Source organism: Bacteroides cutis (assembly GCF_900241005.1).
In the GTDB taxonomy this organism is placed as follows: Bacteria; Bacteroidota; Bacteroidia; order Bacteroidales; family Bacteroidaceae; genus Bacteroides; species Bacteroides cutis.
On the sequence record NZ_OEST01000003.1, the window covers coordinates 494,438 to 520,114 of the forward strand.

Consider the following 25,677-nt stretch of genomic DNA (forward strand, 5'->3'; position numbering starts at 1 on the left):
TTTATCTTGGTAGCATTTTTACATCAATTGAAGACAGTTCACGCAATTAGTAATTAGTAATCACATAATTTTCATGGCAAATACTCTGAAAGGAAAGAAAATCGTATTGGGTATCACAGGAAGCATCGCCGCATACAAGGCCTGCTATATTATTCGCGGACTGATAAAACGGGGAGCAGAAGTGCAAGTTGTAATAACCCCTGCCGGTAAGGAATTTATTACACCTATCACTCTGTCCGCCCTGACCAGCAAACCTGTTATTAGCGAGTTCTTTGCACAACGTGACGGTACTTGGAACAGCCATGTGGATTTGGGACTGTGGGCAGATGCCATGTTGATAGCTCCTGCAACCGCTTCTACTATCGGAAAAATGGCAAATGGCATTGCCGACAATATGTTGATAACCACTTATCTTTCGGCAAAGGCTCCTGTATTCGTTGCTCCCGCCATGGATTTGGATATGTATGCCCATCCCTCCACACAGAAGAATTTGGATATGTTGCGTTCTTACGGAAATCATATCATTGAACCGGGTACGGGCGAATTGGCAAGCCACTTGGTTGGTAAAGGACGAATGGAGGAACCGGAGGTTATTATCCGTCGTTTGGAAGAATACTTCGCAAAGACAGAAGGTGATTTGTTAGGAAAGACCATTTTGATAACTACCGGACCGACTTACGAGAAAATTGATCCGGTACGTTTCATCGGTAATTATTCTTCCGGTAAGATGGGGTTTGCACTTGCCGATGAATGTACCGGCAGAGGCGCGAAGGTTATATTGGTGACGGGTCCTGTCCAGCAGCAGACACATTATCCGGTTTTTATGAGGCAGGATGTGGAGTCGGCAGAACAGATGTTCAATGCCGTCACTTCATTGTTTGGCAATGTGGATGCCGCTATCCTGACCGCGGCTGTAGCCGACTATACACCGGAACAGGTGGCAGATCAGAAAATCAAACGGGAAAAGACAGGTGAAATGACATTGAACCTGAAGCCTACGCAGGATATAGCTGCTTATCTGGGAAATCTTAAAGCGTTGTATCCGGAGAAAGTATTGGTAGGTTTTGCTCTTGAGACAAATGATGAACAGCATAATGCGGAAGATAAACTGAACCGGAAAAATCTGGATTTTATCGTACTCAACTCTTTGAATGATAAGGGGGCGGGTTTCCGTTGTGATACCAATAAAGTAAGTATCATAGACCGGAAAGGTAAGACGGACTACCCTTTGAAATCCAAAGTTGAAGTGGCTGCTGACATCATAGACCATCTGGTAGAGGTACTGAAGAGTAAATGATCAATTAGTATATCATTAAATTGTAAATGTAGCCATGTTGTGTTCACTTTACATACAGAATTACGCTCTTATCGAGAAACTCGATATAAACTTCGGTAGTGGTTTCTCCGTGATAACAGGAGAAACAGGTGCCGGAAAATCTATTATTTTGGGTGCCATCGGTTTGTTGCTGGGACAACGTGCCGATGTAAAATCCATCCGTTTGGGTGCTTCAAAATGTGTGATTGAAGCTCGTTTCGAGATAGGCGCATACGGCATGCGTTCATTCTTTGAGGAGAATGAACTGGAGTATGAAGACGAATGTATTCTTCGTCGTGAAGTTTATGCTTCGGGCAAGAGCCGTGCTTTTATCAACGATACTCCCGCTTCATTGGTGCAGATGAGGGAACTGGGTGAACAACTGATCGATGTCCATTCACAACACCAAAATCTGTTGCTGAACAAAGAAGGCTTCCAACTCAATGTGCTGGATATATTGGCGCACGATGAAGAAGCCTTGTCGGCCTACCAGTCTCTCTATCGGGAGTGGAAGCAGACGCAGCAGGATTTGGAAGAACTGATTGCACGAGCCGAGCAGGATAGGGCGGATGAAGATTATGTCCGTTTCCAGTTGGAACAGTTGGAAGAGGTACATTTAACTGCTGGTGAGCAAGAGGAACTGGAACAGGAAGCCGATACCTTGAGTCATGCAGAAGAAATAAAAGCAGGTTTGTATCGTGCCGACCAAATTATGATGTCGGACGAAGGAGGATTGCTTTCTGCTTTAAAAGAGTGTCTGAACACGATGCAAGGTTTACAAAAAGTCTATCCGTCGGCAGAAGAACTTGCCGAACGGCTGGAAAGTACTTATATCGAATTAAAAGATATTTCCCAGGAAATTTCCGATAAGGGAGAAGAAATAGAGTTTAATCCTGTCCGTCTGGATGAAGTGAATGACCGGCTTAATTTGATTTATTCGTTGCAGCAGAAACACCGGGTATCTACGGTAGGCGAGTTGTTGGCTTTGTCAGAAGAATATGCAGCCAAACTTTCTAACATTACGTCTTCGGATGAGCGGATAGAAGAACTGAAAGCCCGTTGCGAATCTCTATATAATAAAGTGAAAAAACAAGCTGCCGTATTGACAAAAGCCCGTACTGCTGCAGCCTGTGAAGTTGAGAAGCAAATGGCGGCGCGTCTGATGCCGTTAGGCATGCCCAATGTCCGTTTCCAAGTAGAAATAGGAGTGCGTAAAGAACCGGGTGTGCATGGTGCGGATACAGTGAACTTTTTGTTCTCCGCCAATAAGAACGGAACTTTGCAGAGTATCTCCTCAGTGGCTTCCGGTGGTGAAATAGCCCGTGTGATGTTGTCAGTCAAGGCAATGATAGCCGGAGCGGTGAAACTGCCTACTATTGTGTTCGATGAAATAGATACCGGAGTCTCCGGTGAAATTGCCGACCGTATGGCAGATATCATGCAGGAAATGGGTGATCATGACCGTCAGGTTATCAGTATTACTCATCTGCCGCAGATTGCTGCGCGTGGACGTGCTCACTATAAAGTGTACAAACAAGATAATGAGACAGAGACAAATAGTCACATCCGTTGTTTGACCGATGAAGAGCGGATAGAGGAAATAGCCCACATGCTAAGTGGTGCTGCTTTGACCGAAGCGGCTTTGAATAATGCGAAAGCTCTGTTGAAAATCAAGAGTTAAGAATTCATCGTTGAAAAGAGATTGGAGTTGGTATTAAGAAATAATCCCAATCGTAAGTTGTAAATAGTAAAATCATAAGTAAAAAGATGACAGATAAAAGTGAAATGATTTTCGGCGTTCGCGCTGTGATTGAAGCCATTCAAGCAGGGAAAGAGATAGACAAAATATTGGTTAAGAAAGATATCCAAAGTGATTTATCCAAAGAGCTGTTTGCTGCTTTAAAGGAAACTTTAATTCCGGTGCAACGCGTTCCGGTAGAACGTATCAACCGCATTACACGTAAGAACCATCAGGGAGTGATAGCCTTTGTCTCGGCCGTTACTTACCAGAAGACGGAAGATCTGGTTCCGTTCCTTTTCGAGCAAGGCAAGAACCCCTTGTTTGTTATGTTGGATGGTATAACGGATGTCCGTAATTTTGGTGCCATTGCCCGTACGTGTGAATGTGCGGCGGTGGATGCGGTGATAATTCCGGCCAAAAATAGTGTGTCGGTGAATGCTGATGCGATGAAGACCTCGGCAGGTGCGTTGCATACATTGCCCGTTTGTCGTGAACAGAACCTGAAAGACACCTTGCAATATCTCAAAAATAGCGGTTTCCATATTGTGGCGGCTACTGAAAAAGGAGATTACGATTATACAAAGGCAGATTATACCGGTCCCATGTGTATCATTATGGGGGCTGAGGATAAAGGTGTTTCATACGACAATCTGGCATTGTGTGACGAGTGGGTGAAAATTCCCATGCTCGGTTCCATAGAGTCGCTTAATGTGTCTGTTGCAGCTGGTATTCTGATTTATGAAGCTGTAAAACAACGTATTACGGTCTCTGAGAAATAGATGATGTAAATACATGATACATTTACTTCAAGTGTATATACGATATAACAATGAATGAAATATGAGAAAAAAAGTATTCTTGATGCTTGCCCTCTGTCTCTTGGCTCAGTGGAGTGTAGCTCAATCGCCCAAATGGGTTGAAAAAGCCAAGCGCGCCGTTTTTTCGGTGGTGACATACGATGAGAATGATAAAATACTGAATACCGGAAACGGTTTTTTCGTCACGGAAGACGGTGTCGCTTTGTCCGATTATACACTTTTCAAAGGTGCGCAGCGCGCTATAGTAATGAATTCGGAGGGTACGCAAATGCCGGTAGTTTCTATTATGGGAGCAAATGATATGTATGATGTTGTCAAGTTTCGTGTAGGTATTACTTCCAAAAAAGTTCCCGCACTGGCCTTGGCAACTGTAAATCCTCCTGTTGATGCCACTGTGTATATACTTCCATATTCCACACAGAAAGACCGTTCTTATACTTCCGGCCAGGTGAAAGCGGAAGATAAGTTTTCTGATAAATACTATTATTACACGCTCAATGTACATCTGAAGGATAAGATGGTAAGTTGTCCTGTGATGACTGAAGAAGGGCAGGTGTTTGCATTAACTCAGAAATCCTCCGGTAAAGATACTGCCACAATATGTTATGCGGTAGATGCTAATTTTGCAATGGTACAGGCTGTGAATGCATTCTCCTTCAGTGATATGTCTTTGAAGAATATCGGCATCAAGAAAGCTTTACCCGATACCGAGGAAACGGCTTTGGTTTTCCTTTATATGGCTTCTTCACAGCTTTCTCCTGAAAAATATTCCCAATTGCTGGATGATTTTGTCGCTCAGTATCCGAATAGTGCGGATGGCTATGTCCGTCGTGCCACGCAGCAGATATACGTGTCCCAAGATGAGGCTTCCATAGCTAAAGTGGTAGCTGATATGGACAAGGCTTTGGACGTGGCAAATAAGAAGGATGATGTTTATTATAACCGTGCCAAGTTGATTTATAATTATATACTGGGACAGCCGGAAAAGGTATATAAAGATTGGTCCTATGATAAGGCTTTGGAGGAAATAAAGAAAGCAATAGCCATTGAGGAACTTCCGGTCTATGTTCAGTTGGAAGGCGATATCGAATTTGCCAAACAGAATTATGCTGCAGCACTTGTGTGCTATGAGAAGGTAAACCAAACTAATCTGGTATCGCCGGCTACTTTTTTCAGTACTGCCAAGACTAAAGAACTGATGAAAGCTCCCGTTCAAGATGTGTTAGCTCTGATGGATAGCTGCATGTCACGTTTCACAGAACCGTATACCACCGAAGCTGCGCCTTATTTATTGGAACGTGCGAGAGTTCGTATGGATGCAAATCAAGCCCGGGGAGCGATACTTGATTATGACGCTTATTATAAAGCCGTGAAGGGTAACGTGAATGATGTATTCTATTACTATCGCGAACAAGCTGCTATGAAAGCAAAGCAGTTCCAGCGTGCGTTGGATGATATGGCGAAAGCTATCGAGCTAAATCCGAAGGAACTGACCTACTATGCCGAATTGGCAGTAGTTAATATGCGTGTAGGACGTAATGAAGCGGCCTTGAAGGCTTTGCAAGATGCTTTGGCAATAGATCCTAAATATGCCGAAGCTTATCGTCTGATGGGAATTGCCCACTTGCAGATGAAGAAGAAGCAAGAAGCTTGCGAAAATTTTGCCAAAGCGAAAGAACTGGGTGATCCTAATGTTGATGAGTTGATTCAAAAACATTGCAAATAAGAAGAGAAAGTATAAAAAAGATAAAGGCTCTGTTTTCGCAAGCAGAGCCTTTATGTGGGGAAACTCCCCCCTACTGAAATAAAAGTTAAGTCTAGGTATAACAGGTTATGAGTGAAATTTCTTTTGTGTATTTGTATAGTAAATGCACGGATTTCATGAATACTGCATCTATTGACAGATTTTTTTTGAATATAGTGAAAAATGTTTTTGAGGTATAGCATATTGGCTTTTTACTGTAGTCAAAAAAATATGATATACCTGATATGAACCGATAAAAGAATAAAAAGATTATGAAGAAAGTAATTTGTAGCCAAAAGGCACCGGGCGCAATAGGCCCCTACAGTCAAGCGATTGAAGCTAATGGTATGGTGTTTGTATCCGGTCAGTTACCTATTGATGCGGTGACAGGAGTGATGGCGGAAGGAGCCGAAGCACAAGCCCGTCAATCTTTAGAGAATGTGAAGCACATTCTGGAAGAAGCAGGACTGAGCATGGCAAATATCGTGAAGACTACCGTTTTTCTGGCGGATATGTCTTTGTTTGCAGATATGAACAAGGTATATGCCACTTATTTTGACGGTGCTTTTCCCGCTCGTTCGGCTGTTGCTGTGAAAACGCTTCCGAAGGATGCCTTAGTGGAGATTGAGTGTATCGCGGTTCGCTAACAAATCCGCAACAATAAAACTGCTGCCTCCTACAAAGATAAAATCTTCCGGGAGGCTTTTTTCTTGTGCAGCCTGTACGGCAGAAGGTACATCCGGATAGCAATCTCCTTGTAATCCTACATAAGAAGCAAGTTTATACAACTCATTTTCGGGTAACGCACGTTTTACACTGGCTTTGGTGAAGTAGTAGGTAGCATCCCGAGGCAGTAACGCCAGCACGCCACTGATATCTTTATCATTCACCATACCTATTATAATATGTAAGTGACGGTAAGGCTGTTGTTTCAATTGTTCCACGATATATGTAATCCCTCCGACATTATGACCGGTATCACAAATCAGGGTAGGAAATTCCTGTAACTTTTGCCAGCGTCCCATCAACCCCGTCAATTCACAAACCCTGGCAAATCCGTTGCGTACGATTTGTTCATCGATACGGTAACCTGCTTCTTTTAATAAAGGTAGGGCAGTGAGGAGAGTACGGGTATTTTTCTTCTGATACAAACCTTTCAATTCGCTTTCCACACCGGGATAATCTTCACGGTCATTTTCTTCAGCGAGGAAAATCGGTGCGTTTACCTCTCGCGCTTTGTTCAGGAATACAGGTTTGGTTTCAGGAGTGGTTTCTCCGATAACTACTGGAATACCACTTTTGATGATGCCTGCTTTCTCTCCTGCAATCTTGGCTAATGTATTTCCTAAGTATTGCGTATGGTCAAAACTGATATTGGTAATGATACACAAGTCCGGCCGGATAATATTAGTACAATCCAGTCGGCCTCCCAATCCTACCTCAATGATGGCTACATCTACTTTCTCATCAGCGAAATAACAGAATGCCATAGCGGTGGTCAGTTCGAAGAAGGAAGGATGGAGCGGTTCAAAGAAACTACGTTCATTCTCTACGAATCGTACGACGTATTCTTCCGGAACAGGTTGTCCATTGATGCGTATCCGTTCGCGGAAATCTATAAGGTGAGGAGAAGTATAAAGTCCTACACGGTAACCTGCTTCTTGTAGTATAGCCGCTAATGTGTGCGAACAAGAACCTTTACCATTGGTGCCTGCCACGTGAATACTATGGAATGAGCGATGGGGATGTCCGAAGTGTTCATCTAGTACCTTGGTATTTTCCAATCCTTCTTTGTAAGCAGAGCCACCCACTTGCTGGAACATAGGTACACTGTTATATAAGTAAGTTAAAGTGTTCTGATAGTCCATGTTTTATGAAAATTAACAAGAAAGCAATCTTTTCTTTCTTTTAAATTGTTATCTTAGGAGCAACAAAGATATAAACAATTTAAATCTAACGAGTATGGGAACAAAGAAAAACTTTGTGATTGATACAAACGTTATCCTTCACGACTATAACTGTCTAAAGAATTTTCAGGAGAATGATATTTATCTTCCCATTGTAGTACTTGAAGAGCTCGACAAATTCAAGAAAGGCAACGAACAGATCAATTTCAATGCCCGTGAGTTTGTTCGTGAACTCGACCAGATTACCGACGATAGTCTTTTTACGAAAGGTGCTCCGTTGGGTGAAGGGTTAGGACGTCTTTTTGTTGTTGCCGGTGCCGTAGATTCTCCCCGTGTACACGACTCTTTCCCTGAGCGTATTCCCGACCATCAGATATTGTCGGTTGTAGATTGGCTCACTGAAAAGAAACCGAAAATGAAATCTATCCTTGTCACCAAAGATGTCAATCTGCGTATGAAAGCACGTTCTATCGGACTTTTGTGTGAAGACTATATAAATGATAAGGTAATCAATGTAGATATATTCGAAAAATCCAATGAAGTGTTTGAAGGTGTGGATCCTTCTTTGATAGATCGTATCTATTCATCCAGGGAAGGGTTGGATATCAGTGAATTTGACTTTAAAGATATTCTTCATCCTAATGAATGTTTTGTATTGAAGAGTGACCGTAGTAGTGTGTTGGCGCGTTATAATCCTTTTATTCATTCTGTATGCCGTGTCAATAAGACAAAGAATTACGGGATTGAACCTCGTAATGCTGAACAGAGTTTTGCTTTTGAAGTGTTGAATGACCCCAATATTAAATTGGTTGCTCTTACGGGGAAAGCGGGAACTGGTAAAACTTTGTTGGCTTTGGCTGCTGCGCTTGGTAAATTGACCGATTATAAACAAATTTTGTTGGCACGACCTATTGTTGCTCTTTCCAATAAAGATTTAGGCTTCTTGCCCGGTGATGCTAATGAAAAAGTAGCTCCTTATATGCAACCATTGTTCGATAATTTGAATGTCATCAAGCATCAGTTTGCATCCAATTCAAGTGAAGTGAAACGTTTGGAAGATATGCAGAAAAGTGACCAACTCGTTATCGAAGCATTAGCTTTCATTCGTGGACGTAGTTTGAGCGAAACTTATTGTATTATTGACGAAGCACAAAATCTTACTCCACACGAAATCAAAACCATCATTACACGTGCGGGAGAGGGTACTAAAATGGTATTCACGGGAGATATCCAGCAGATTGACCAACCTTATCTGGATAGCCAGTCCAATGGACTTGTCTATATGATAGACCGTATGAGAGATCAAAATTTATTTGCTCATGTAAATTTGGTAAAAGGAGAACGTAGCCAGTTGAGTGAATTGGCAAGTAATTTAATGTAAAATTTTATCTATTTCTTATTCGCTTTGATAAAAATAGTGTATCTTTGCGATGCCTAAAACAAAAACTGTCAAACGAAATGAAGCGAAACTTTTTTCATCGGTACCTTTCCGCGAAGGTATTGCCGATATGGACTGTTCTATTGATTGATGTACTTATTATTGTTGTATCCAGTTTATTGGCCTATGCGCTGCGATATGATTTTAGGAGTCTTTTTATGGAATCATCTTCCATAGATACAACGATTGTATGGACTGTCATTGTCAATTTAATCTTTTTTAGGGTATTTCGTACATACTCTAATGTTTTGCGCTTCTCATCGTTTGTCGATATCATGCGTATTTTTGTATCTCTTACGGTATCTTACGCTTTGCTGTTGATATCAAGTGTGCTGGTTAAGAGTTTTATGGGAATAACATTTGCACCTGCTACGGTATTGTTTATGTCCTATATTATCAGCTTTGCTATGATGGCATGTTCTCGCGTTGTCGTAAAGATATTTTTCGAAGCTTTGAATTTTGATGGTTCACATAGTGCCAATGTTTTTATTTATGGAGCTAAAGAAGCCGGAGTAAATATTGCAAAGTCATTGCGTGTCAATTTGCGTAACCACTATCGTTTACGCGGTTTTATAGCAGATGAGTCGGAACTGGTTAATAAAGTGATGATGGGTGTCAAGGTCTATCCTAATGACGATACATTGATTGACAATCTGGAAGATCGTGATGTTCATACTATAATCGTATCTCCTGCCAAGATGGAAGCGTTGAAAAAGTCTGATATGGCAGACCGCTTGTTGGCACACAATATTAAACTGCTGACCGCTCCTTCATTAAGTGAGTGGAACGGTCAGTTGTTGAATCGTACCCAGTTGAAGGAAATACAGATTGAAGATCTTTTGCAGCGTAATCCCATTGAAATAGATATTCATAAAGTTGCTTCCCATTTGGAAGGTAAGCGTGTGATGATTACCGGTGCTGCCGGTTCCATTGGTAGCGAAATCATGCGTCAGGTAGCTTCTTTCAATCCTTATAAGCTAATTCTGGTGGATCAGGCAGAAACTCCTTTGCATGATATACGTTTGGAGTTGCAAGATCGCTGGAGGGATATAGATGCTGCGACTATCATTGCTGATATTTCCAATGCAACTCGTATGGAAGATATTTTCAAGGAGTTTAAGCCGCAATATATTTTCCATGCCGCGGCCTACAAGCACGTACCGATGATGGAGGATAATGTATCGGAATCCATTCAGGTGAATGTTTTTGGAACACGTACAGTGGCTGATTTAGCTGTGAAATACGGTGCGGAAAAATTTGTAATGATTTCTACGGATAAAGCGGTAAATCCTACCAATGTGATGGGGTGCTCCAAACGTATCTGTGAAATCTACGTGCAGTCATTGGCAAAGAAGTTACAACAGGAGGGAAGACATGCTACTCAGTTCATCACTACGCGTTTTGGGAATGTATTGGGTTCTAATGGTTCTGTTATTCCTCGTTTTCGTGATCAGATACAACGTGGTGGTCCTGTGACCGTGACTCATCCCGAAATTATAAGGTATTTTATGACTATTCCTGAGGCTTGTCGCTTGGTACTTGAAGCCGGAAGTATGGGGAATGGGGGAGAGATTTATATTTTTGATATGGGTAAACCGGTGAAGATTGTAGAACTTGCTAAACGGATGATTAGTCTTTCGGGACGTATGGATGTGAAGATTGAATTTACAGGTTTGCGCCATGGTGAAAAGTTGTATGAAGAATTGCTTAACGTAAAGGAACTTACGAAACCCACCTACCATGAGAAGATTATGATTGCCACCGTGCGTGAGTATGATTATGATGAAGTGAAGGAACGTATCCAAAAATTGATTGATGTCAGCTATACTTATGATCAGATGAAGATTGTGGCTGCTATGAAAGATATCGTTCCCGAATTTATTAGTAAAAATTCTTGTTTCGAGGCGTTGGATAAAAAGAATTGATAAGATGTTATTATAAGGAAATCACTTATAAATATAACGCCCCGTAACAATATTATGTTACGGGGCGTTGCTTTATTTTTTAGTCTGCTTCTTATTTGTGTGATGAGAAATATTTCAAGAATTGTGTACGTTCGAATGTATTTATACCATTCAGGTCGTTTACATTCAACATTCCCTTAAATTGTTTGATATTCTTCATGCCTTTACGTTCCATCCAGTCATTTAAGAAATGGATAGTTTCGTTAATAGTACCGTATGAATTTTGGTATAGTACACTACAAATCTCCACAGCTGATGCACCTGCAAGTATAGCTTTTACAACACCTTCAGGGCTGTGTATACCCCCTGATGCTGCATAGTCCAGTTTATCCACAGCGGCTGAGGCAATACCTATCCAGCGCAAAGATTTAGCTAAATCACTTTCATTGCTGAATACATTACCTGAAGTCTGAACTATTTTTTCAATATCGATATCAGGTTGGTAAAAACGGTTGAACATGACCACTGCTGCAGCTCCATTAGCGTATAACTGGTCAATGAGCGCAATCGGATTAGTCAGGTTGTCACCCAATTTCATGATAACGGGGATATTGATTGTTTTTTTGATATGACTGAGTATATCAATATGGCGTTGTTCAAAAGTACCGTATGCATATTGTATGTCAGTTTGCAAGGCAAGTATATTAACTTCCAGGGCATCTGCACCGGCTTCTTCTATTTTCTTGGCAAATTCAATCCAGTCATTATTCTGATAGCAGTTGATACTGGCAATAATAGGAATATCGCAAACCTTTTTGCTTTCCTTAATCAGTTCCAGATATTCGCCCAGCTTATGTTCACGGATGTATCCCACCAGATAATCACTGCCTTCCGGATACATATTGGGATCACCAAGCCAATCGGCTTCCAACATGATTTGCTCTTCAAAAAGAGATTTTAGTACGATAGCTCCTGCACCTGACTCATAAAGTCTTTGATTCTTCGCAGCACTGTCGGTCAGTCCGGAACTGCTGATAATAATCGGGTTTCTAAGTTTTAACCCGGCAAAAGTAGTTTCTAATGTTGCCATGATAATTAGGTTATTAATAGTTTCTTTCTCCAAAAATCTTACTTCCTACGCGTACCAATGTACTTCCGGCGGCAATAGCTTCATGGTAGTCGTGCGACATTCCCATAGATAATTCACAAAAAGTCTTTTCGTTGATGAACCACGTGGACTTTACTTCATTGAAGAAGTTACTTATAGAACAAAATTCAGCTTTGATTTGTTCTGTATTATCCGTATTTGTAGCCATACCCATCAATCCACATATCCGAATGTTTTTGAGCTCTTTCCACTCTCCGGTTGTCAGCATTTTCCTGCATTCGTCAAAGCTGAAACCGAATTTAGTTTCTTCCTGAGCGATATGTAGTTGTAACAGACAGTTTATAGTTCTGTTTACTTTCGCAGCCTGTTTATTAACTTCTGTGAGTAGTTTATAGGAATCAATACCATGAATCAGACTTACATATGGCACGATATATTTAATCTTGTTGGTTTGCAGATGCCCTATGAAATGCCATTCAATATCTTTGGGCAGACTCTCATACTTGGCAGTCATTTCCTGCACCTTACTCTCTCCGAACACACGTTGCCCGGCACGATAGGCTTCCTCTATCGCCTCGTTAGGGTGAAATTTGGAAACAGCAACCAATCGTACCCCTTCAGGCAATTCGCTCAATACTTGTTTTAAATTCTCTGCGATCATCTTATTAAGGTATAAAGCATGAGGGATGAAGTATAAAGTATAAGTTGTGAAGATGTATTAAGTCATAAATTGTGTGGTATACATATACACTACATCGCAATTCATACTTTATACCTCATATCTGCTCTTAAACTTCCGGTTTGTCATTAGGTTCCGCACTATACGGGTATACATCCATGATGGCTGTTTCAGCTACCGATGCAATCTGATAATCAGCCATTGTACCCTTCATACCCTCATCCAGTTTCTTCACTGCATCCCGCAAGTCGGCAGCTTGTACAAGTACTTGGGTAGATGTTTTCTTTTCAGCCCCACTCTTCTCGTCCAAAGTGATGAACACCAGTTTGCATTTAAACCAGCGGTCGGCAGCATCTTCTTCTGAAGGGAACAACTCACTGTAATTAGCCCGTTTGATATCCGATACCGTAAATTCACCGGAGATAAACGGTGTCATTTCTTCTATAATACGTGCTTCTGCTTCTGTAAAGCTGAGTGCATCTACTAAATATGGTTCGGTAACTTTCTTGTTCATTCCGTTTTCCATTGTTTTCTCATAACGGATTTTACACTCAAACCAAGTATGCATTGCCATAATCTTCTGATTTTTAATTAATAATGTTTGTTGTTTTTTGACATATAAGATTACTTCTCCTTGCTTGAAAATGACAGTTCCATCTATCATGCTGAACTTGTCGAAGCATCTTCTTCTTTCTTAAATCAAGAATGAATGTACAAAGATAAATGAAAAAGAGGAAAAAATACTTTTTCTGTATAAAAGAAGATTATGTTTTTGAAGAACTTTTTGTTGGGTGCCGGGTATTAAAGTTTAATTCATAATTGATACTGATAGGCATTACCTATCATTCCTATTTTTTTATTATATTTCCTAATTCAAAATTGAGTAAACGAAAAACACATCCTTAGTTCTGAATAATCCGACGGGACTATACGTTGGCGTTTTTGTCGGAATAACCGTTCTTTGGCGGCGTAAAACCAATAAAACAACAAAATTATGGCAGTAGTCGCTTATTTAAGAGTGAGCACGGAAAAACAGTTCCTGGAAAACCAACGTGCAGAGATTTTACGTTTCGCAGATAGAAACGGTTTGATTATCGACAAATGGTACACTGAGACAGTCAGTGGAAGTGTGAGTAGTAAGAATCGAAAATTGTCGGGAGTACTGGATCGTATGAAACCCGGTGATTCGTTGATTGTAACTGAAATTTCGCGTTTGAGTCGTACATTACTTGAGATTATGACTATCCTTAATTCTTGTATTAAGAAAAGAGTGGTATTGTATAGTACCAAAGAAGGATACATCTTTCAAAATGATATCAATAGTAAAGTACTTGGATTTGCTTTTGGATTAATGGCGGAGATTGAACGTAATCTGATTTCTATGCGTACAAAAGAAGCTTTGGCACGCAGAAAGAAAGAGGGGGTATGTCTGGGACGTAGAAAGGGGGATGCGCCAAAGATGAATATGCTCATCGATAACCGGCGTTTGGTGATGATGGAACGAAGAAGGGGAGCATCCTGTTCTGCTCTCGCCAAACAAATGGGAGTGTCTAGAACAACGATGTTCCGCTTTCTGCACAAAAGGTAAAACGTGATTGTTATTCGGGCGAATTATTATTCGCCTGAATTTTATACAACCGGTATTTCTTTGTCATCTTTTCCCATTTTGTATTTTTCTGTTACTCGTTTATGAAGGTTTTTCAGTTCAAAGGAGAGCATGATGCGGAAGAAACCGATAATCAGGAAAGCAAACGAAATCATATAAACTGCATAGATAGCGCCTACTGCCGGTTGCCACAGGATAATGAATGAACAGATGATGGCAAGGATACCGAATGCGATATACCATCCCCAGTCTTTGGTTCCATATCTTTTTAAATCCATAGCATAACCTACAGAAGAGAACCCCCGGAACATTAACCAGAAAGCGATGATAAATGGAATTACTTCCATACTCAATAGAGGATAAGCTATTAGATAGAAGCCCAAGATCATGTCTATGATACCTCCTGCCAGATACCATCCCCAACTTGATATCCGTTGCCGGTTGCTCACAGCAAAGGAAATCTCCAGCAAACCGCTGAACAACATGGAAATGCTGAACAGAACGCTCAGGATTGCATACCCGCTGAGCGGGGCGAACATTAGGCACAAGGCCACTACGATATACAGGATACCGAGAATAAGTGAAATCCACCAATTTTTCACTTCCTGTTTCATTTCATCAAAAATAGTTTTCATGTGAATTTTTAATTTTAAATGATTGTTATAAATTGATTAGTGAAGTAACAACTCATTTATAGAAAAAGTTTTTGTTGAACTTTTCCTATGTTTAATTTGTTATATTGGTATATAATTTGATAAAACTATGGCTACAACAAAATTTAAAGGTCAACCGGTAAAGGTTATCGGTGAATTTATAAAGGTGGGTAAAGCAGCGCCCGACTTTGAATTGGTAAAGACGGATTTATCTTCGTTTTCACTGAAAGAACTCAACGGAAAAAATGTAATCCTAAATATTTTTCCGAGTTTGGATACTGGCGTATGTGCAACTTCAGTACGTAAGTTTAATAAACTGGCTGCTGGTTTATCCGATACGGTAGTATTGGCTATCTCCAAAGATTTGCCTTTTGCACATGCCCGTTTTTGTACTACAGAGGGCATTGAGAATGTGATTCCATTGTCCGATTTCCGTTTCTCTGATTTTGATGAGAATTATGGGGTACTTATGGCCGATGGTCCATTGAAAGGTCTGTTGGCACGTTCAGTTGTGGTAATCGGTAAAGATGGGAAGATTGCCTATACGGAACTTGTTCCCGAAATTACACAGGAACCTGATTATGATAAAGCTATTGAAGCGGTAAAGAAATAACACTAGACTTAATGCGATAATGAAAAACGGTGAGTAAGAAATAAATCTGCTCACCGTTTTTTCGTATTGATATCATCGCTAGTTTATTTCTTTTTCTTCATCCCTTTATACACCAGAAAGGTTATAACCAACACTACGATTATTATGATGGCATAACCGATTTCATGGCTGTATTTAGTTGCCATGATGTAGACATCATTAGTCGTTTTTAGGTCTGTAAAACGATAAATAAGATAACCAAGCAGTGCAAGTATCGAATTCCATATTCCTGCACCAAGTGTTGTGTATAGCAAGAAAGGACCTAACTTCATACCGGCCAGTCCTGCCGGAATACTGATAAGTTGGCGTACTGCCGGAATGAGACGCCCCAAAAATGTAGATGCCGCACCGTGTTTTCTGAAGTATTCCTCGGCATGGTGTACCTTTTCTTCATCAATGAGACACATGTGCCCCAAACGGCTGTTGGCAAATTTGTAAACAATAGGACGACCTAACCAACGGGCTAGATAATAATTAATCAATGCCCCCAAGTCTGCACCGATAGTGGCAAAAATGATAACCAGAAATATATTCATACTCTCGTCTGCCATAGACTTCCATGCGGCTGGTGGAACAATTACCTCTGAAGGAAATGGGATGAATGAGCTCTCAATAGCCATAAAAAGCGTGACTACCCAATAGTTCAGGTTTTCTAATACCCATTTGATGAGTTCTGCTGATGATTCCATTTTTTGAATTTACTTTTTTTATTGTATTGCACTTATAATATTCTTCATCATTTTTGCCAATTCATCTTTGTCTTCCCCTTCCAGTACTTTCTCAATCTTTTTCAACTCTTCCTGGTCGAGCGGATGTTTACAAAGCTGGTTGTACTTCATAAAGTTCTCTTTATCTCTGAGGAGTACGTAGAGTGAAGCCAGTCTTTCATTAATTTTTTCAAAACCCGGTTCCATCTCTTTGACACGTTCAAACGCTAGTTTGGCGTAGCTTAATTGTCCCATTTCCATGCTGTACATCCCTATTTCATTCCAAGTATCAGCGTATGGTGCAATTTTCAAGGCTTTAGCCCATTTCTTCACAGCTTTTTCGTAATCACCATTTTCCATAAAAGCACGGCCTTCCAGCAGATAAGGATCAACCTCTTCCGGACCTAACTCATGAGCTTTTTTGAAGTACTGGGATGCCTTGCGTTTTTTCCCTAATTTAAAAAGGCAGAGTGCTGTATGAGCATAGAGTGAAGGCATAATAGGAGAATCTTCTTCCTGAATTTCTAGGGCTTGTTCCAAGTGACTGTATGCTTCTTCCCATTGATTGGTAGCCAATTTACTAAGCCCCATGAACATATGTAGGAAATCTGAAGAAAGAGCGTGATGTTTTTCTGCCAGAGTATAATTCTCATATGCACTTTCTTCATTTCCGAGTTGGTAAAAGGCATGTCCTCTCATCATGTAGGCATCTGCGAATTCTTCATCCGCGACAATGGCATAGTCGCATGCTTCAATAGCTTTGTCGAACATTTGCTGGTCAAAGTAACAACGTGCCAGCCCCAGCCAATAAGAAGCCGAATAAGGATCCTTGTCAATCAGCTTATTATAAAAGATAGCAGCTTTTTCTGTCAATCCTTGTGCATAGAAACAGTCAGCGGTGACAGCGGTAAATGCTTCATTTTCCGCATATTTATCGAGTCCACGGTTTAGCCACTCCAACGCTTTTTCAGGATATCCCATATCAAGGTACATATAGGCCACGTCCACGATATTAGCCAAATCTTCCTTATCCTCTATCGTGTCAAGAAGTTGCTCGGCATCATCTATTTTACCTTCGTTCAGCATGAGGTTAGCTTTCAAAACCTTTACTTCAGGTGAATAATTATCAGAAATCTGGTCAATGACTTCCTGAGCTTTATCTTTGTTATGCGAATCCATTAAAAGATAAGCTTGTTCTACCAACAATGCCGTATTGCCAGGGTGCAAGTTTAAACCGTATTCTACGACTTCATTGGCTTGTTGTACTTTATTATGGACAGCATACCAATCTGCCAAGTCTGCAAAATCATCTGCATCCGCATAGAAAGGCTGATTGTTTTCACAGGCAGCTTCATAGTTTTCCGCCAGTTCTTGCAATTCCCTGTCTCTACCGGACAGCAGGTTTTTTTTACTCATTTATTTTTTTTACTCCTTATGCTTTATTTGTTGATTTTGCCCCAAGTATCTTTCAAACTTACTGTACGATTGAATACCATTTTCTCCGGTGTAGACTCGCGGTCCACATTGAAGTAACCGATACGCTGAAATTGCAGGTAGGTAAGAGGTTTCATACCGGCAGCATATTTTTCTATGTAGCAACAAGGTAATACATGAAGAGAGTCGGGGTTAATCATTTCCTTCATGGCAGTCAGTGCATCACAATTCTTTTCTTCACGGATGGCAGCAAGTTCATCGCGTGGATTTTCCACTTTCCACAGACGGTCGTAAAGACGTACTTCGGCCTGTAGGCAGTGAGCGCAACTTACCCAGTGAAGCGTACCTTTTACCTTACGGTTAGCTTCTGGCATGCCACTCTTGGTATTTGCATCGTATTCACAATACACTTCTTCAATCTCTCCTGCGTCGTTCTTCTTGCAACCTGTACATTTTACGATATAAGCATTCTTAAGGCGTACTTCCTGCCCTGGAGTCATACGGAAATATTTCTTCGGTGCATCTTCCATGAAATCATCGCGTTCCATCCACAATTCACGGCTGAATTCTATGATGTGGTTACCTTCTTCCGGACGCTCCGGATTATTGATAGCTTCCAATTCCTCAACCTGTCCCTCGGGATAGTTGGTGATGATAAGCTTCACCGGATTTAGTACGGCGGATATACGGGTGGCACGGGTATTTAAGTCTTCGCGAACTGCACTTTCCAACAACGCAAATTCGTTGAGGGCATCGTAGGTGGTGTAACCTATTTTATCGATAAATTTATGTATAGACTCTGGTGAATAGCCACGACGTCGGAAACCGCAGATAGTCGGCATACGGGGATCATCCCAACCCTTTACCAAACCTTCTTTTACCAGTGTCAATAGATTACGTTTACTCATCAGCGTATAACTGAGGTTTAACTTATTGAACTCATACTGGTGGGGGCGGTTGTCATTCAAATCCTTGCCTTCCTTTACCCAATCTACAAAAAGATCGTATAGCGGACGGTGGGGGACAAACTCCAGCGTGCACAATGAGTGTGTCACACCTTCAAAGAAGTCACTCTGTCCGTGGGCAAAATCATACATCGGATATGCTTTCCAAGTGGTACCCGTACGATGATGCGGATGATTTACCACACGATAGATAATCGGGTCACGGAAGTGCATATTAGGACTTGCCATATCAATCTTGGCCCGTAATACCATGGCACCTTCTTCAATTTCTCCGCTGTTCATCTTTTGGAACAGTTCAAGGTTTTCCTCGATAGGGCGGTTGCGGTAAGGGCTTTCCACACCCGGTTGGGTAGGAGTACCTTTTTGAGCGGCAATTTGTTCGGATGTCTGCTCGTCTATATAGGCTTTACCCTCTTTGATAAGACGGATGGCAAAGTCCCATAATTGTTGAAAATAGTCAGAAGCGTAATACTCGTTACCCCATTGATAGCCTAACCATTGGATATCTTCTTTGATGGCTTCTACATATTCCACATCTTCCTTGGTGGGGTTAGTATCATCGAAACGTAGATTACAGATGCCACCATGTGCAGCTGCAATGCCAAAATCAAGGCAGATGGCCTTGGCGTGTCCTATGTGAAGGTAACCATTAGGTTCCGGCGGGAAACGTGTCTGTACTTTACCTCCGTTTTTACCTTCTTTCAAGTCGTTTTCTACTATTTGTTCAATGAAGTTCAGGCTCTTCTTTTCACCTGTTTCTTCGTTCTTAATTTCTGCCATAGTGCTATCAATTATTCGTACGTGGGGGCAAAGATAGTGCAAATAGAGGGCAGGACAAAATGAAATCCTTCATTTTTCAATTCACGGGGATATATCCGCTCTTTTTGATGATTGCTTGTCCTGCGGGAGATAGTACAAACTGTAAAAGCGGAGTAATATTTTCGATATTTTTTTTGTTATAATAATAGTACAGCGGTCGTACGATAGGGTATGATTTATTGATCGCATTTTCAAGGGTAGGGGTGGCATAAAGTTTGCCGTCGTATGAAATGGCAAGTGTCTTGATGCGGGGAGAAATATATGCAAGTCCCACATATCCGATGGCGCCTATCGTTTGGCTGACTGACTGTATGATGGCACCCGTTGCCGGCATGGAAAGGCTGCTACTCATATAGTTCTTGTTTTTCAGTACACTTTCTTTAAAAAATTCGTAAGTACCGGAAGAAGTCTCTCGCGAATAAACTACAATTTTCCGGTCATCACCACCTACTTGTTTCCAATTCGTGATTTTCCCTCGGAATATATCTTCCAATTGTTGTCGTGTGAGCTGATTCACCGGATTGGAAGGATGAACCACTACTGCAAGGGCATCGTAGGCTATGGGTACTTCCTCCAATTCTTCGCCGGCAGTTTTGGCTTTCATCTTTTCACTGAACTTAATCCCCCGTGAAGCCATGGCGATATCAGTCGTTCCGTCCAGTAGGGCAGAGAGTCCTACTCCTGTTCCTCCACCTGTGACAGTGACACGTGCATCAGGATTTAATATCATAAACCGTTCGGCTGTCTGTTGGGCGATGGGAAGTACTGTGTCGCTACCTTTGATACGTTGCGCTTGTATATCGGCAGAAACTATTCCTAATATGAAAGTGAGGATGATAATTTTAGTTTTCATTATGTTCAACGTTTCTATTTGATAATTCTATTTCTTTTGCTTTTTTATAAAATCTCAATTCAATGATTGGTTTCTATTCATACTTAACAACCTGAACAGTATTTGTTTTGCAAAGAAAACAAATTGATGTTACATTTGTTTTACAAAACATAACAATGTGATCTTGTAATGAAAATGTAACATTTTTGAAATGTTTCTTTCAAACGGTAGTCACATCGCCTTAACATCAAGCGGTTTTCTTTGCATCAGAAAATCAATTAAGTAATTATGAAAAAGCTTTTTGAGAAGATAATAGAAGGTATTCTGGCTTGTAGCGGTTTTGTAACAAGTCTTACCATCGTACTTATCGTCTTATTCCTTTTTTCAGAGGCGTTGGGTTTGTTTAGTAGCCGTATTATTGAAGAAGGTTATGTGTTGGCTTTAAATAAGGGGAATAAGGTTTCTGAACTAACTCCTGTCCAGATAAAAAATATTTTCGACGAAGAGATAACAAACTGGAAGGAAGTCGGTGGGGAGGATCTCCCTATCCGGCTTTTTCGTTTGGAAAACATTACACAATATTATACAGAAGAACAGTTAGGGGCATCCTACGAGAATGCAGGCTCCTGCATCACGGAACTCGTAGAAAAGACTCCGGAAATCATAGCCTTTGTTCCCGGGCAATTTATAATTCATCCCGACTCTGTTCATTTGTTAAAAGATAATACCATTTCGGTGAAAGATGTTTTTGCCGGTGCCGAGTGGTTTCCTACAGCAACCCCTGCACCTTTGTTTGGCTTTCTGCCGTTAATTACGGGTACATTGTGGGTAAGTTTCTTTGCTATTCTGTTTGCATTGCCTTTTGGTTTGTCAGTATCTATCTATATGTCCGAAGTGGCAAATTCGAAGATACGTAATATGATGAAACCCATCATTGAACTATTGAGCGGTATACCTTCCGTTGTTTATGGCTTCTTCGGGCTGATTGTTATAGTTCCTATTTTGCAGAAAGTGTTCAACTTGCCGGTAGGCGAGAGCGGATTGGCGGGGAGTATCGTACTGGCGATAATGGCATTGCCAACTATCATCACGGTGACGGAAGATGCCATGCGTAATTGTCCCCGCGCCATGCGTGAAGCCAGTTTGGCTCTCGGAGCCTCACAGTGGCAGACTATATATAAGGTGGTGATACCTTATTCCATATCTGGTATTACATCAGGAGTTGTACTTGGAATCGGGCGTGCTGTTGGTGAAACCATGGCAGTACTCATGGTGACGGGAAATGCAGCAGTCATTCCTCATACTATTTTGGAACCTTTACGAACTATTCCTGCAACGATTGCCGCCGAACTGGGTGAGGCCCCTGCCGGTGGCGCGCACTACGAGGCATTGTTCCTTTTGGGAGTTGTATTGTTTTTTATCAGTCTGTTGATAAACTTCACGGTAGAAGCTGTATCTTCGGGCAAGAGAAAGTAAGCGTATGATAAATAGAAAACATCTTTCACAAAACATAGCATTCGGCTTGTTTCGTTTGCTGAGTCTGAGTGTAGTGCTGATACTCTTTGCTATTCTTGGTTTCATAGTGTATAAGGGTATCAGAGTTGTCAGTTGGGACTTCCTTACTACCGCCCCTGCAGATGGGATGACTGGAGGAGGTATTCTACCAGCCATTGTAGGTACTTTCTGCCTGATGATAGGGAGTGCGCTATTTGCTTTTCCGGTAGGAGTGATGAGTGGCATTTATATGAACGAATATGCTCCCAAAGGATGGATAGTACGGTTTATCCACATGATGACGAATAATCTGAGTGGTATTCCTTCTATTGTTTTTGGTTTGTTCGGTATGGCGCTGTTCGTCAATTATATGGATTTTGGGGATAGCATTTTGGCCGGTTCGCTGACTTTAGGTTTGTTAAGTTTGCCATTGGTTATCCGTACTACAGAAGAAGCTTTGAAAGCTATTCCCGATAGTTTGCGTGAAGGTAGCCGTGCTTTGGGAGCTACCAAATTACAAACTATCTGGCACGTCATTCTTCCTATGGGTATGCCTAATATTATCACTGGATTGATTTTGGCCTTAGGACGTGTGTCTGGTGAAACGGCACCAATCCTTTTCACTTGTGCTGCCTATTTTTTACCACAACTTCCCACTAGTGTTTTTGACCAGTGTATGGCATTACCCTATCATTTGTATGTCATTTCTACAAGTGGTACGGATATGGAAGCCCAACTTCCAATAGCATATGGCACAGCTCTGGTATTGATAGTTATTATCCTTTTGGTAAATCTTCTGGCCAATATTTTGCGAAAATACTTTGAGAAGAAAATAAAAACAAACTGATATGATAAATAAAATAGAAACACGTGATGTAAACTTCTGGTATGGCGATTTTCATGCATTGAAGGGCATCAGTATGGATATTGAAGAGAAATCCGTGGTTGCCTTTATCGGTCCTTCAGGATGTGGTAAGTCTACCTTTCTTCGTTTGCTCAATCGGATGAATGACTTGATTCCTGATACCCGTTTGACCGGTGAGATCCGTATTGACGGACGAAATATTTATGGGAAGGGGATACAAGTTGACGAGCTACGCAGAAAAGTAGGTATGGTGTTTCAACGCCCAAATCCTTTTCCTAAAAGTATTTTTGAAAATGTGGCATACGGGCTTCGTGTAAATGGTATTACTGACAAAGCCTTTATCCGTCAGCGGGTAGAAGAAACTTTGAGAGGTGCCGCCCTGTGGGATGAGGTAAAAGATAAATTGAAAGTTTCTGCATACGCCTTGTCCGGCGGACAACAGCAGCGTCTTTGTATAGCCCGTGCCATGGCAGTGGCTCCTTCTGTCTTGTTGATGGATGAACCGGCTTCAGCACTCGATCCTATCTCTACAGCGAAAGTGGAGGAACTTATTCATGAGCTTAAAAAGAAATATACCATTGTCATTGTCACTCATAATATGCAACAAGCGGCTCGTGTCAGTGACAGCACTGCTTTTTTCTATATGGGAGAAATGGTAGAATTTGGTGATACGAAGAAGATATTTACAAATCCCGAAAAGGTAGAAACACAGAATTATATCACGGGACGCTTTGGATAAATTCACCGAAAAAGATATAGTGATTATTCAAACTTAAAATATAAAATTATGGTAAAGTTTATCGAATCGGAACTCGTCTTGTTGAAAAAAGAAATAGACGAAATGTGGACTTTGGTTTATAATCAGCTTGATCGTGCCGGAGAAGCCGTACTTACTCTTGACCGGGAACTGGCGCAACAAGTATTGGTACGCGAACGTCGCGTCAACGCTTTCGAGTTGAAGATAGATAGTGATGTGGAAGACATCATAGCACTCTATAATCCTGTTGCCATCGACCTGCGTTTTGTACTCGCCATGTTGAAGATTAATACGAATTTGGAGCGTTTAGGCGACTTTGCGGAAGGTATTGCCAGGTTTGCTCTCAACTGCAAAGAACCTGTGTTGGATGGTGAATTGGTTCAGAAGCTCCGTTTGGGAGAAATGATAGCCGAAGTACTTTCAATGCTCGAATTGGCTAAAAAGTCACTTCAGGACGAGAGTCAAGAATTAGCGACATCAGTATTTGCCAAAGACAATCTGTTGGATGAGATTAATGCTGATGCTACTGTTATCCTTGCTGATTATATTAACAGGCATCCCGAAAGTGCCCTCTCTTGCCTGAATTTAGTGAGTGTATTCCGTAAATTGGAGCGTTCCGGTGACCATATCACCAATATAGCAGAGGAAATAGTCTTCTTTATTGACGCAAAAGTGTTAAAACATAGTGGACGTACAGAAGAACGCTATTTGAATGAGGAAAAATAAGTGGATTTTTAGGATAATTTTAGTGTTTCATGGAAAATAACTCTATATTTGTCCACTGAAAACGATTGCGGATGTAGAAAAGTGCTTTGAAATGATAATAAAATCAAAAGAAATTTCAAAAAGATGTTATATGACATGTTTTTTAATTTGGTTAGTATCACGAAAAGCGCCTATATTTGCAACGTTATCCTGAAAACAATCTTTTTACCTTAAAAAAAAACTAATACCTATTGAAAACTGAAAAAGGAGGCTTTGTGAAAAGCTTCCTTTTTTTCTTTATATGTAATTCCCTTTTTCGTATCTTTGCCAAAAGATTTTCTCAATTGTAATACAGTTCAATCATAGATAAAGTTATGTTTTCCGGAATAGTAGAAGAATGTGCTACGTTGGTGGCGATGGTTAAAGACCAGGAAAATGTGCACTTCACTTTCAAGTGCTCATTCGTAAATGAATTAAAAATCGACCAGAGTGTTTCTCATAATGGTGTATGTCTGACTGTTGTCAGCATGACGGATGACACTTATACAGTGACGGCCATGAAAGAGACTTTAGACCGTTCCAATCTCGGCTTATTGAAAGTAGGGGATAAAGTGAATGTTGAACGTAGTATGATGATGAACGGTCGTTTGGATGGGCATATCGTACAAGGACACGTAGACCAGACTGCAACATGTATTGATATAAAGGATGCAGAAGGTAGTTATTACTTTACTTTCCGTTACGCTTTTGATAAGGAAATGGCAACGCGAGGTTATATAACTGTAGACAAAGGCTCTGTAACGGTAAACGGTGTCAGTCTGACGGTATGTAATCCTACGGACGATACTTTCCAGGTCGCTATTATTCCCTATACCTTTGAACATACTAATTTCCATACTTTTAAGATAGGTAGTGTGGTAAATCTGGAGTTCGATATTATTGGTAAGTATATCAGCCGGATGATTCAATATAAATAAAAAAACTTGTCTCATGACCGATTTTTTGCAATTAGCCGTCTCCCGGCAGAGCGATCGTGCTTACGATATGTCTCGCTCTGTAGAAATGGAGAAATTGGAACGCATATTGGAGGCTGCCCGTTTGTCACCTTCTGCTTGTAATGCCCAACCTTGGCGGTTTGTGGTAATTACAGATCCGGAACTTTCTGTCAAAGTGGGTAAGGCTAGTGCTGGTTTGGGAATGAATAAGTTTGCCAAAGAGGCTCCTATCCATATTTTAGTAGTAGAAGAATCGATGAACGTCACAGCTTTTCTGGGTGCTAAAATCAAGGATAAATATTTTCCATTAATAGATATAGGTATTGCTGCTGCGCATATTACATTGGCGGCGGAGGATGAAGGGTTAGGATCTTGTATCATGGGTTGGTTCGATGAGAAAGAGATAAAGAAACTCACCGGCATTCCAGTCCATAAACGTTTGTTACTCGATATAGCTATCGGATATCCGTTGAAGGAAAAACGGAAAAAGTCACGGAAACCGAAAGACAAAGTTATTTCATATAACCACTATTAGGGTT

The 25,677-nt window shown here is 41.0% G+C and carries 24 protein-coding genes; 15 read left to right on the plus strand and 9 right to left on the minus strand.

The features are described 5' to 3' along the window. The first annotated feature begins 73 nt into the window (after positions 1-73). The 5 genes from coaBC (at position 74) to C1A09_RS09410 (ending at position 6,265) form a co-directional block, all read left to right on the plus strand. Positions 74-1,297: a bifunctional phosphopantothenoylcysteine decarboxylase/phosphopantothenate--cysteine ligase CoaBC gene (gene coaBC, locus C1A09_RS09390; protein ID WP_101543300.1), complete on the plus strand. Its 1,224-nt coding sequence runs from the start codon at positions 74-76 to the stop codon at positions 1,295-1,297. Positions 1,298-1,331: 34 nt separating this feature from the next. Continuing rightward, entirely contained in the window at positions 1,332-2,996 is a 1,665-nt protein-coding gene (gene recN, locus C1A09_RS09395) for a DNA repair protein RecN (protein ID WP_101543302.1), read from the plus strand. An 86-nt stretch (positions 2,997-3,082) separates the two neighbouring features. Beyond that, a complete protein-coding gene (gene rlmB, locus C1A09_RS09400; RefSeq protein WP_101543304.1) occupies positions 3,083-3,835 on the plus strand; it encodes a 23S rRNA (guanosine(2251)-2'-O)-methyltransferase RlmB in 753 nt (250 codons plus the stop codon). A 61-nt stretch (positions 3,836-3,896) separates the two neighbouring features. Then, positions 3,897-5,600 carry a tetratricopeptide repeat protein gene (locus C1A09_RS09405; RefSeq protein WP_101543306.1) on the plus strand — a complete coding sequence of 568 codons (1,704 nt, stop codon included), beginning with the start codon at positions 3,897-3,899 and terminating at the stop codon, positions 5,598-5,600. Positions 5,601-5,890: 290 nt separating this feature from the next. Next, positions 5,891-6,265, plus strand: coding sequence for a RidA family protein (locus tag C1A09_RS09410; protein WP_101543308.1), 375 nt, complete (start codon positions 5,891-5,893; stop codon positions 6,263-6,265). Here the strand turns inward: C1A09_RS09410 and C1A09_RS09415 are convergent. Further along, positions 6,233-7,486 carry a bifunctional folylpolyglutamate synthase/dihydrofolate synthase gene (locus C1A09_RS09415; RefSeq protein ID WP_101543310.1) on the minus strand — a complete coding sequence of 418 codons (1,254 nt, stop codon included), beginning with the start codon at positions 7,484-7,486 and terminating at the stop codon, positions 6,233-6,235. The two genes, C1A09_RS09410 and C1A09_RS09415, sit on opposite strands and share 33 nt — an antisense overlap. Positions 7,487-7,580: 94 nt before the next feature. Here C1A09_RS09415 and C1A09_RS09420 point away from each other — a divergent pair, with 94 nt between their 5' ends. Continuing rightward, positions 7,581-8,906, plus strand: coding sequence for a PhoH family protein (locus C1A09_RS09420; RefSeq protein ID WP_101543312.1), 1,326 nt, complete (start codon positions 7,581-7,583; stop codon positions 8,904-8,906). A gap of 77 nt (positions 8,907-8,983) precedes the next feature. Continuing rightward, complete coding sequence (locus tag C1A09_RS09425; RefSeq protein WP_101543315.1) at positions 8,984-10,888, plus strand: polysaccharide biosynthesis protein; 1,905 nt, start codon at positions 8,984-8,986, stop codon at positions 10,886-10,888. A gap of 91 nt (positions 10,889-10,979) precedes the next feature. On the opposite strand, the gene C1A09_RS09430 is transcribed toward C1A09_RS09425, so the two are convergent. The 3 genes from C1A09_RS09430 to C1A09_RS09440 all read right to left on the minus strand — a co-directional run bounded on the left by C1A09_RS09430 (position 10,980) and on the right by C1A09_RS09440 (position 13,228). Then, the gene (locus C1A09_RS09430; RefSeq protein WP_101543318.1) at positions 10,980-11,957 is read right to left on the minus strand and encodes a dihydroorotate dehydrogenase-like protein; all 978 of its coding nucleotides are present in this window, start codon (positions 11,955-11,957) and stop codon (positions 10,980-10,982) included. A 13-nt stretch (positions 11,958-11,970) separates the two neighbouring features. Further along, a complete protein-coding gene (locus tag C1A09_RS09435) occupies positions 11,971-12,636 on the minus strand; it encodes a YggS family pyridoxal phosphate-dependent enzyme (RefSeq protein WP_101543322.1) in 666 nt (221 codons plus the stop codon). 127 nt (positions 12,637-12,763) lie between these two features. Further along, on the minus strand, positions 12,764-13,228 hold the full coding sequence (locus tag C1A09_RS09440) for a DUF4494 domain-containing protein (RefSeq protein WP_018668061.1): 465 nt from the start codon (positions 13,226-13,228) through the stop codon (positions 12,764-12,766). Positions 13,229-13,648: 420 nt separating this feature from the next. Here C1A09_RS09440 and C1A09_RS09445 point away from each other — a divergent pair, with 420 nt between their 5' ends. Further along, positions 13,649-14,242, plus strand: coding sequence for a master DNA invertase Mpi family serine-type recombinase (locus tag C1A09_RS09445; protein WP_101543326.1), 594 nt, complete (start codon positions 13,649-13,651; stop codon positions 14,240-14,242). Between the two features lie 41 nt (positions 14,243-14,283). On the opposite strand, the gene C1A09_RS09450 is transcribed toward C1A09_RS09445, so the two are convergent. Then, positions 14,284-14,895, minus strand: coding sequence for an HdeD family acid-resistance protein (locus C1A09_RS09450; protein ID WP_101543328.1), 612 nt, complete (start codon positions 14,893-14,895; stop codon positions 14,284-14,286). A 127-nt stretch (positions 14,896-15,022) separates the two neighbouring features. On the opposite strand from C1A09_RS09450, the gene tpx reads away from it, so the two are divergent. After that, positions 15,023-15,526, plus strand: a complete 504-nt coding sequence (tpx, locus tag C1A09_RS09455; RefSeq protein ID WP_101543330.1) for a thiol peroxidase — start codon at positions 15,023-15,025, stop codon at positions 15,524-15,526. A gap of 83 nt (positions 15,527-15,609) precedes the next feature. Here tpx and C1A09_RS09460 read toward each other — a convergent pair whose 3' ends face one another. From C1A09_RS09460 to C1A09_RS09475, 4 genes are all read right to left on the minus strand, one after another. After that, positions 15,610-16,254: a DedA family protein gene (locus C1A09_RS09460; protein WP_101543334.1), complete on the minus strand. Its 645-nt coding sequence runs from the start codon at positions 16,252-16,254 to the stop codon at positions 15,610-15,612. An 18-nt stretch (positions 16,255-16,272) separates the two neighbouring features. Further along, entirely contained in the window at positions 16,273-17,688 is a 1,416-nt protein-coding gene (locus C1A09_RS09465; protein ID WP_101543337.1) for a tetratricopeptide repeat protein, read from the minus strand. Between the two features lie 23 nt (positions 17,689-17,711). Continuing rightward, the gene (locus C1A09_RS09470) at positions 17,712-19,451 is read right to left on the minus strand and encodes a glutamine--tRNA ligase/YqeY domain fusion protein (protein ID WP_101543340.1); all 1,740 of its coding nucleotides are present in this window, start codon (positions 19,449-19,451) and stop codon (positions 17,712-17,714) included. Positions 19,452-19,527: 76 nt separating this feature from the next. After that, entirely contained in the window at positions 19,528-20,343 is an 816-nt protein-coding gene (locus tag C1A09_RS09475; protein WP_101543343.1) for a PstS family phosphate ABC transporter substrate-binding protein, read from the minus strand. Between the two features lie 267 nt (positions 20,344-20,610). Here C1A09_RS09475 and pstC point away from each other — a divergent pair, with 267 nt between their 5' ends. The 6 genes from pstC to C1A09_RS09505 all read left to right on the plus strand — a co-directional run bounded on the left by pstC (position 20,611) and on the right by C1A09_RS09505 (position 25,673). Then, positions 20,611-21,798 (plus strand): phosphate ABC transporter permease subunit PstC, encoded by a 1,188-nt coding sequence (gene pstC / locus C1A09_RS09480; RefSeq protein ID WP_101543347.1) that lies wholly within the window; start codon positions 20,611-20,613, stop codon positions 21,796-21,798. Positions 21,799-21,802: 4 nt separating this feature from the next. Continuing rightward, positions 21,803-22,663: a phosphate ABC transporter permease PstA gene (pstA, locus tag C1A09_RS09485; protein WP_101543349.1), complete on the plus strand. Its 861-nt coding sequence runs from the start codon at positions 21,803-21,805 to the stop codon at positions 22,661-22,663. 1 nt (position 22,664) lies between these two features. Beyond that, a complete protein-coding gene (gene pstB / locus C1A09_RS09490; protein ID WP_101543351.1) occupies positions 22,665-23,420 on the plus strand; it encodes a phosphate ABC transporter ATP-binding protein PstB in 756 nt (251 codons plus the stop codon). A gap of 48 nt (positions 23,421-23,468) precedes the next feature. Continuing rightward, complete coding sequence (gene phoU, locus C1A09_RS09495) at positions 23,469-24,164, plus strand: phosphate signaling complex protein PhoU (RefSeq protein ID WP_101543353.1); 696 nt, start codon at positions 23,469-23,471, stop codon at positions 24,162-24,164. A gap of 353 nt (positions 24,165-24,517) precedes the next feature. Then, positions 24,518-25,120 (plus strand): riboflavin synthase, encoded by a 603-nt coding sequence (locus C1A09_RS09500; RefSeq protein ID WP_101543355.1) that lies wholly within the window; start codon positions 24,518-24,520, stop codon positions 25,118-25,120. 13 nt (positions 25,121-25,133) lie between these two features. Beyond that, positions 25,134-25,673 (plus strand): nitroreductase family protein, encoded by a 540-nt coding sequence (locus C1A09_RS09505; protein ID WP_101543358.1) that lies wholly within the window; start codon positions 25,134-25,136, stop codon positions 25,671-25,673. Positions 25,674-25,677 lie beyond the last annotated feature (4 nt).

Excerpts from the sequence above, each read along its gene's own strand:
- C1A09_RS09505 (WP_101543358.1), top strand. The coding sequence starts at position 25,134 with ATGACCGATTTTTTGCAATTAGCCGTCTCCCGGCAGAGCGATCGTGCT.
- pstA (WP_101543349.1), top strand. The coding sequence starts at position 21,803 with ATGATAAATAGAAAACATCTTTCACAAAACATAGCATTCGGCTTGTTT.
- phoU (WP_101543353.1), top strand. The coding sequence starts at position 23,469 with ATGGTAAAGTTTATCGAATCGGAACTCGTCTTGTTGAAAAAAGAAATA.
- C1A09_RS09425 (WP_101543315.1), top strand. The coding sequence starts at position 8,984 with ATGAAGCGAAACTTTTTTCATCGGTACCTTTCCGCGAAGGTATTGCCG.
- C1A09_RS09405 (WP_101543306.1), top strand. The coding sequence starts at position 3,897 with ATGAGAAAAAAAGTATTCTTGATGCTTGCCCTCTGTCTCTTGGCTCAG.
- C1A09_RS09435 (WP_101543322.1), bottom strand. The coding sequence starts at position 12,636 with ATGATCGCAGAGAATTTAAAACAAGTATTGAGCGAATTGCCTGAAGGG.
- C1A09_RS09410 (WP_101543308.1), top strand. The coding sequence starts at position 5,891 with ATGAAGAAAGTAATTTGTAGCCAAAAGGCACCGGGCGCAATAGGCCCC.
- C1A09_RS09415 (WP_101543310.1), bottom strand. The coding sequence starts at position 7,486 with ATGGACTATCAGAACACTTTAACTTACTTATATAACAGTGTACCTATG.
- C1A09_RS09460 (WP_101543334.1), bottom strand. The coding sequence starts at position 16,254 with ATGGAATCATCAGCAGAACTCATCAAATGGGTATTAGAAAACCTGAAC.
- rlmB (WP_101543304.1), top strand. The coding sequence starts at position 3,083 with ATGACAGATAAAAGTGAAATGATTTTCGGCGTTCGCGCTGTGATTGAA.
- C1A09_RS09470 (WP_101543340.1), bottom strand. The coding sequence starts at position 19,451 with ATGGCAGAAATTAAGAACGAAGAAACAGGTGAAAAGAAGAGCCTGAAC.
- C1A09_RS09430 (WP_101543318.1), bottom strand. The coding sequence starts at position 11,957 with ATGGCAACATTAGAAACTACTTTTGCCGGGTTAAAACTTAGAAACCCG.
- C1A09_RS09445 (WP_101543326.1), top strand. The coding sequence starts at position 13,649 with ATGGCAGTAGTCGCTTATTTAAGAGTGAGCACGGAAAAACAGTTCCTG.
- C1A09_RS09465 (WP_101543337.1), bottom strand. The coding sequence starts at position 17,688 with ATGAGTAAAAAAAACCTGCTGTCCGGTAGAGACAGGGAATTGCAAGAA.
- tpx (WP_101543330.1), top strand. The coding sequence starts at position 15,023 with ATGGCTACAACAAAATTTAAAGGTCAACCGGTAAAGGTTATCGGTGAA.
- C1A09_RS09450 (WP_101543328.1), bottom strand. The coding sequence starts at position 14,895 with ATGAAAACTATTTTTGATGAAATGAAACAGGAAGTGAAAAATTGGTGG.
- C1A09_RS09475 (WP_101543343.1), bottom strand. The coding sequence starts at position 20,343 with ATGAAAACTAAAATTATCATCCTCACTTTCATATTAGGAATAGTTTCT.
- coaBC (WP_101543300.1), top strand. The coding sequence starts at position 74 with ATGGCAAATACTCTGAAAGGAAAGAAAATCGTATTGGGTATCACAGGA.
- recN (WP_101543302.1), top strand. The coding sequence starts at position 1,332 with ATGTTGTGTTCACTTTACATACAGAATTACGCTCTTATCGAGAAACTC.
- C1A09_RS09420 (WP_101543312.1), top strand. The coding sequence starts at position 7,581 with ATGGGAACAAAGAAAAACTTTGTGATTGATACAAACGTTATCCTTCAC.
- C1A09_RS09500 (WP_101543355.1), top strand. The coding sequence starts at position 24,518 with ATGTTTTCCGGAATAGTAGAAGAATGTGCTACGTTGGTGGCGATGGTT.
- pstC (WP_101543347.1), top strand. The coding sequence starts at position 20,611 with ATGAAAAAGCTTTTTGAGAAGATAATAGAAGGTATTCTGGCTTGTAGC.
- pstB (WP_101543351.1), top strand. The coding sequence starts at position 22,665 with ATGATAAATAAAATAGAAACACGTGATGTAAACTTCTGGTATGGCGAT.
- C1A09_RS09440 (WP_018668061.1), bottom strand. The coding sequence starts at position 13,228 with ATGGCAATGCATACTTGGTTTGAGTGTAAAATCCGTTATGAGAAAACA.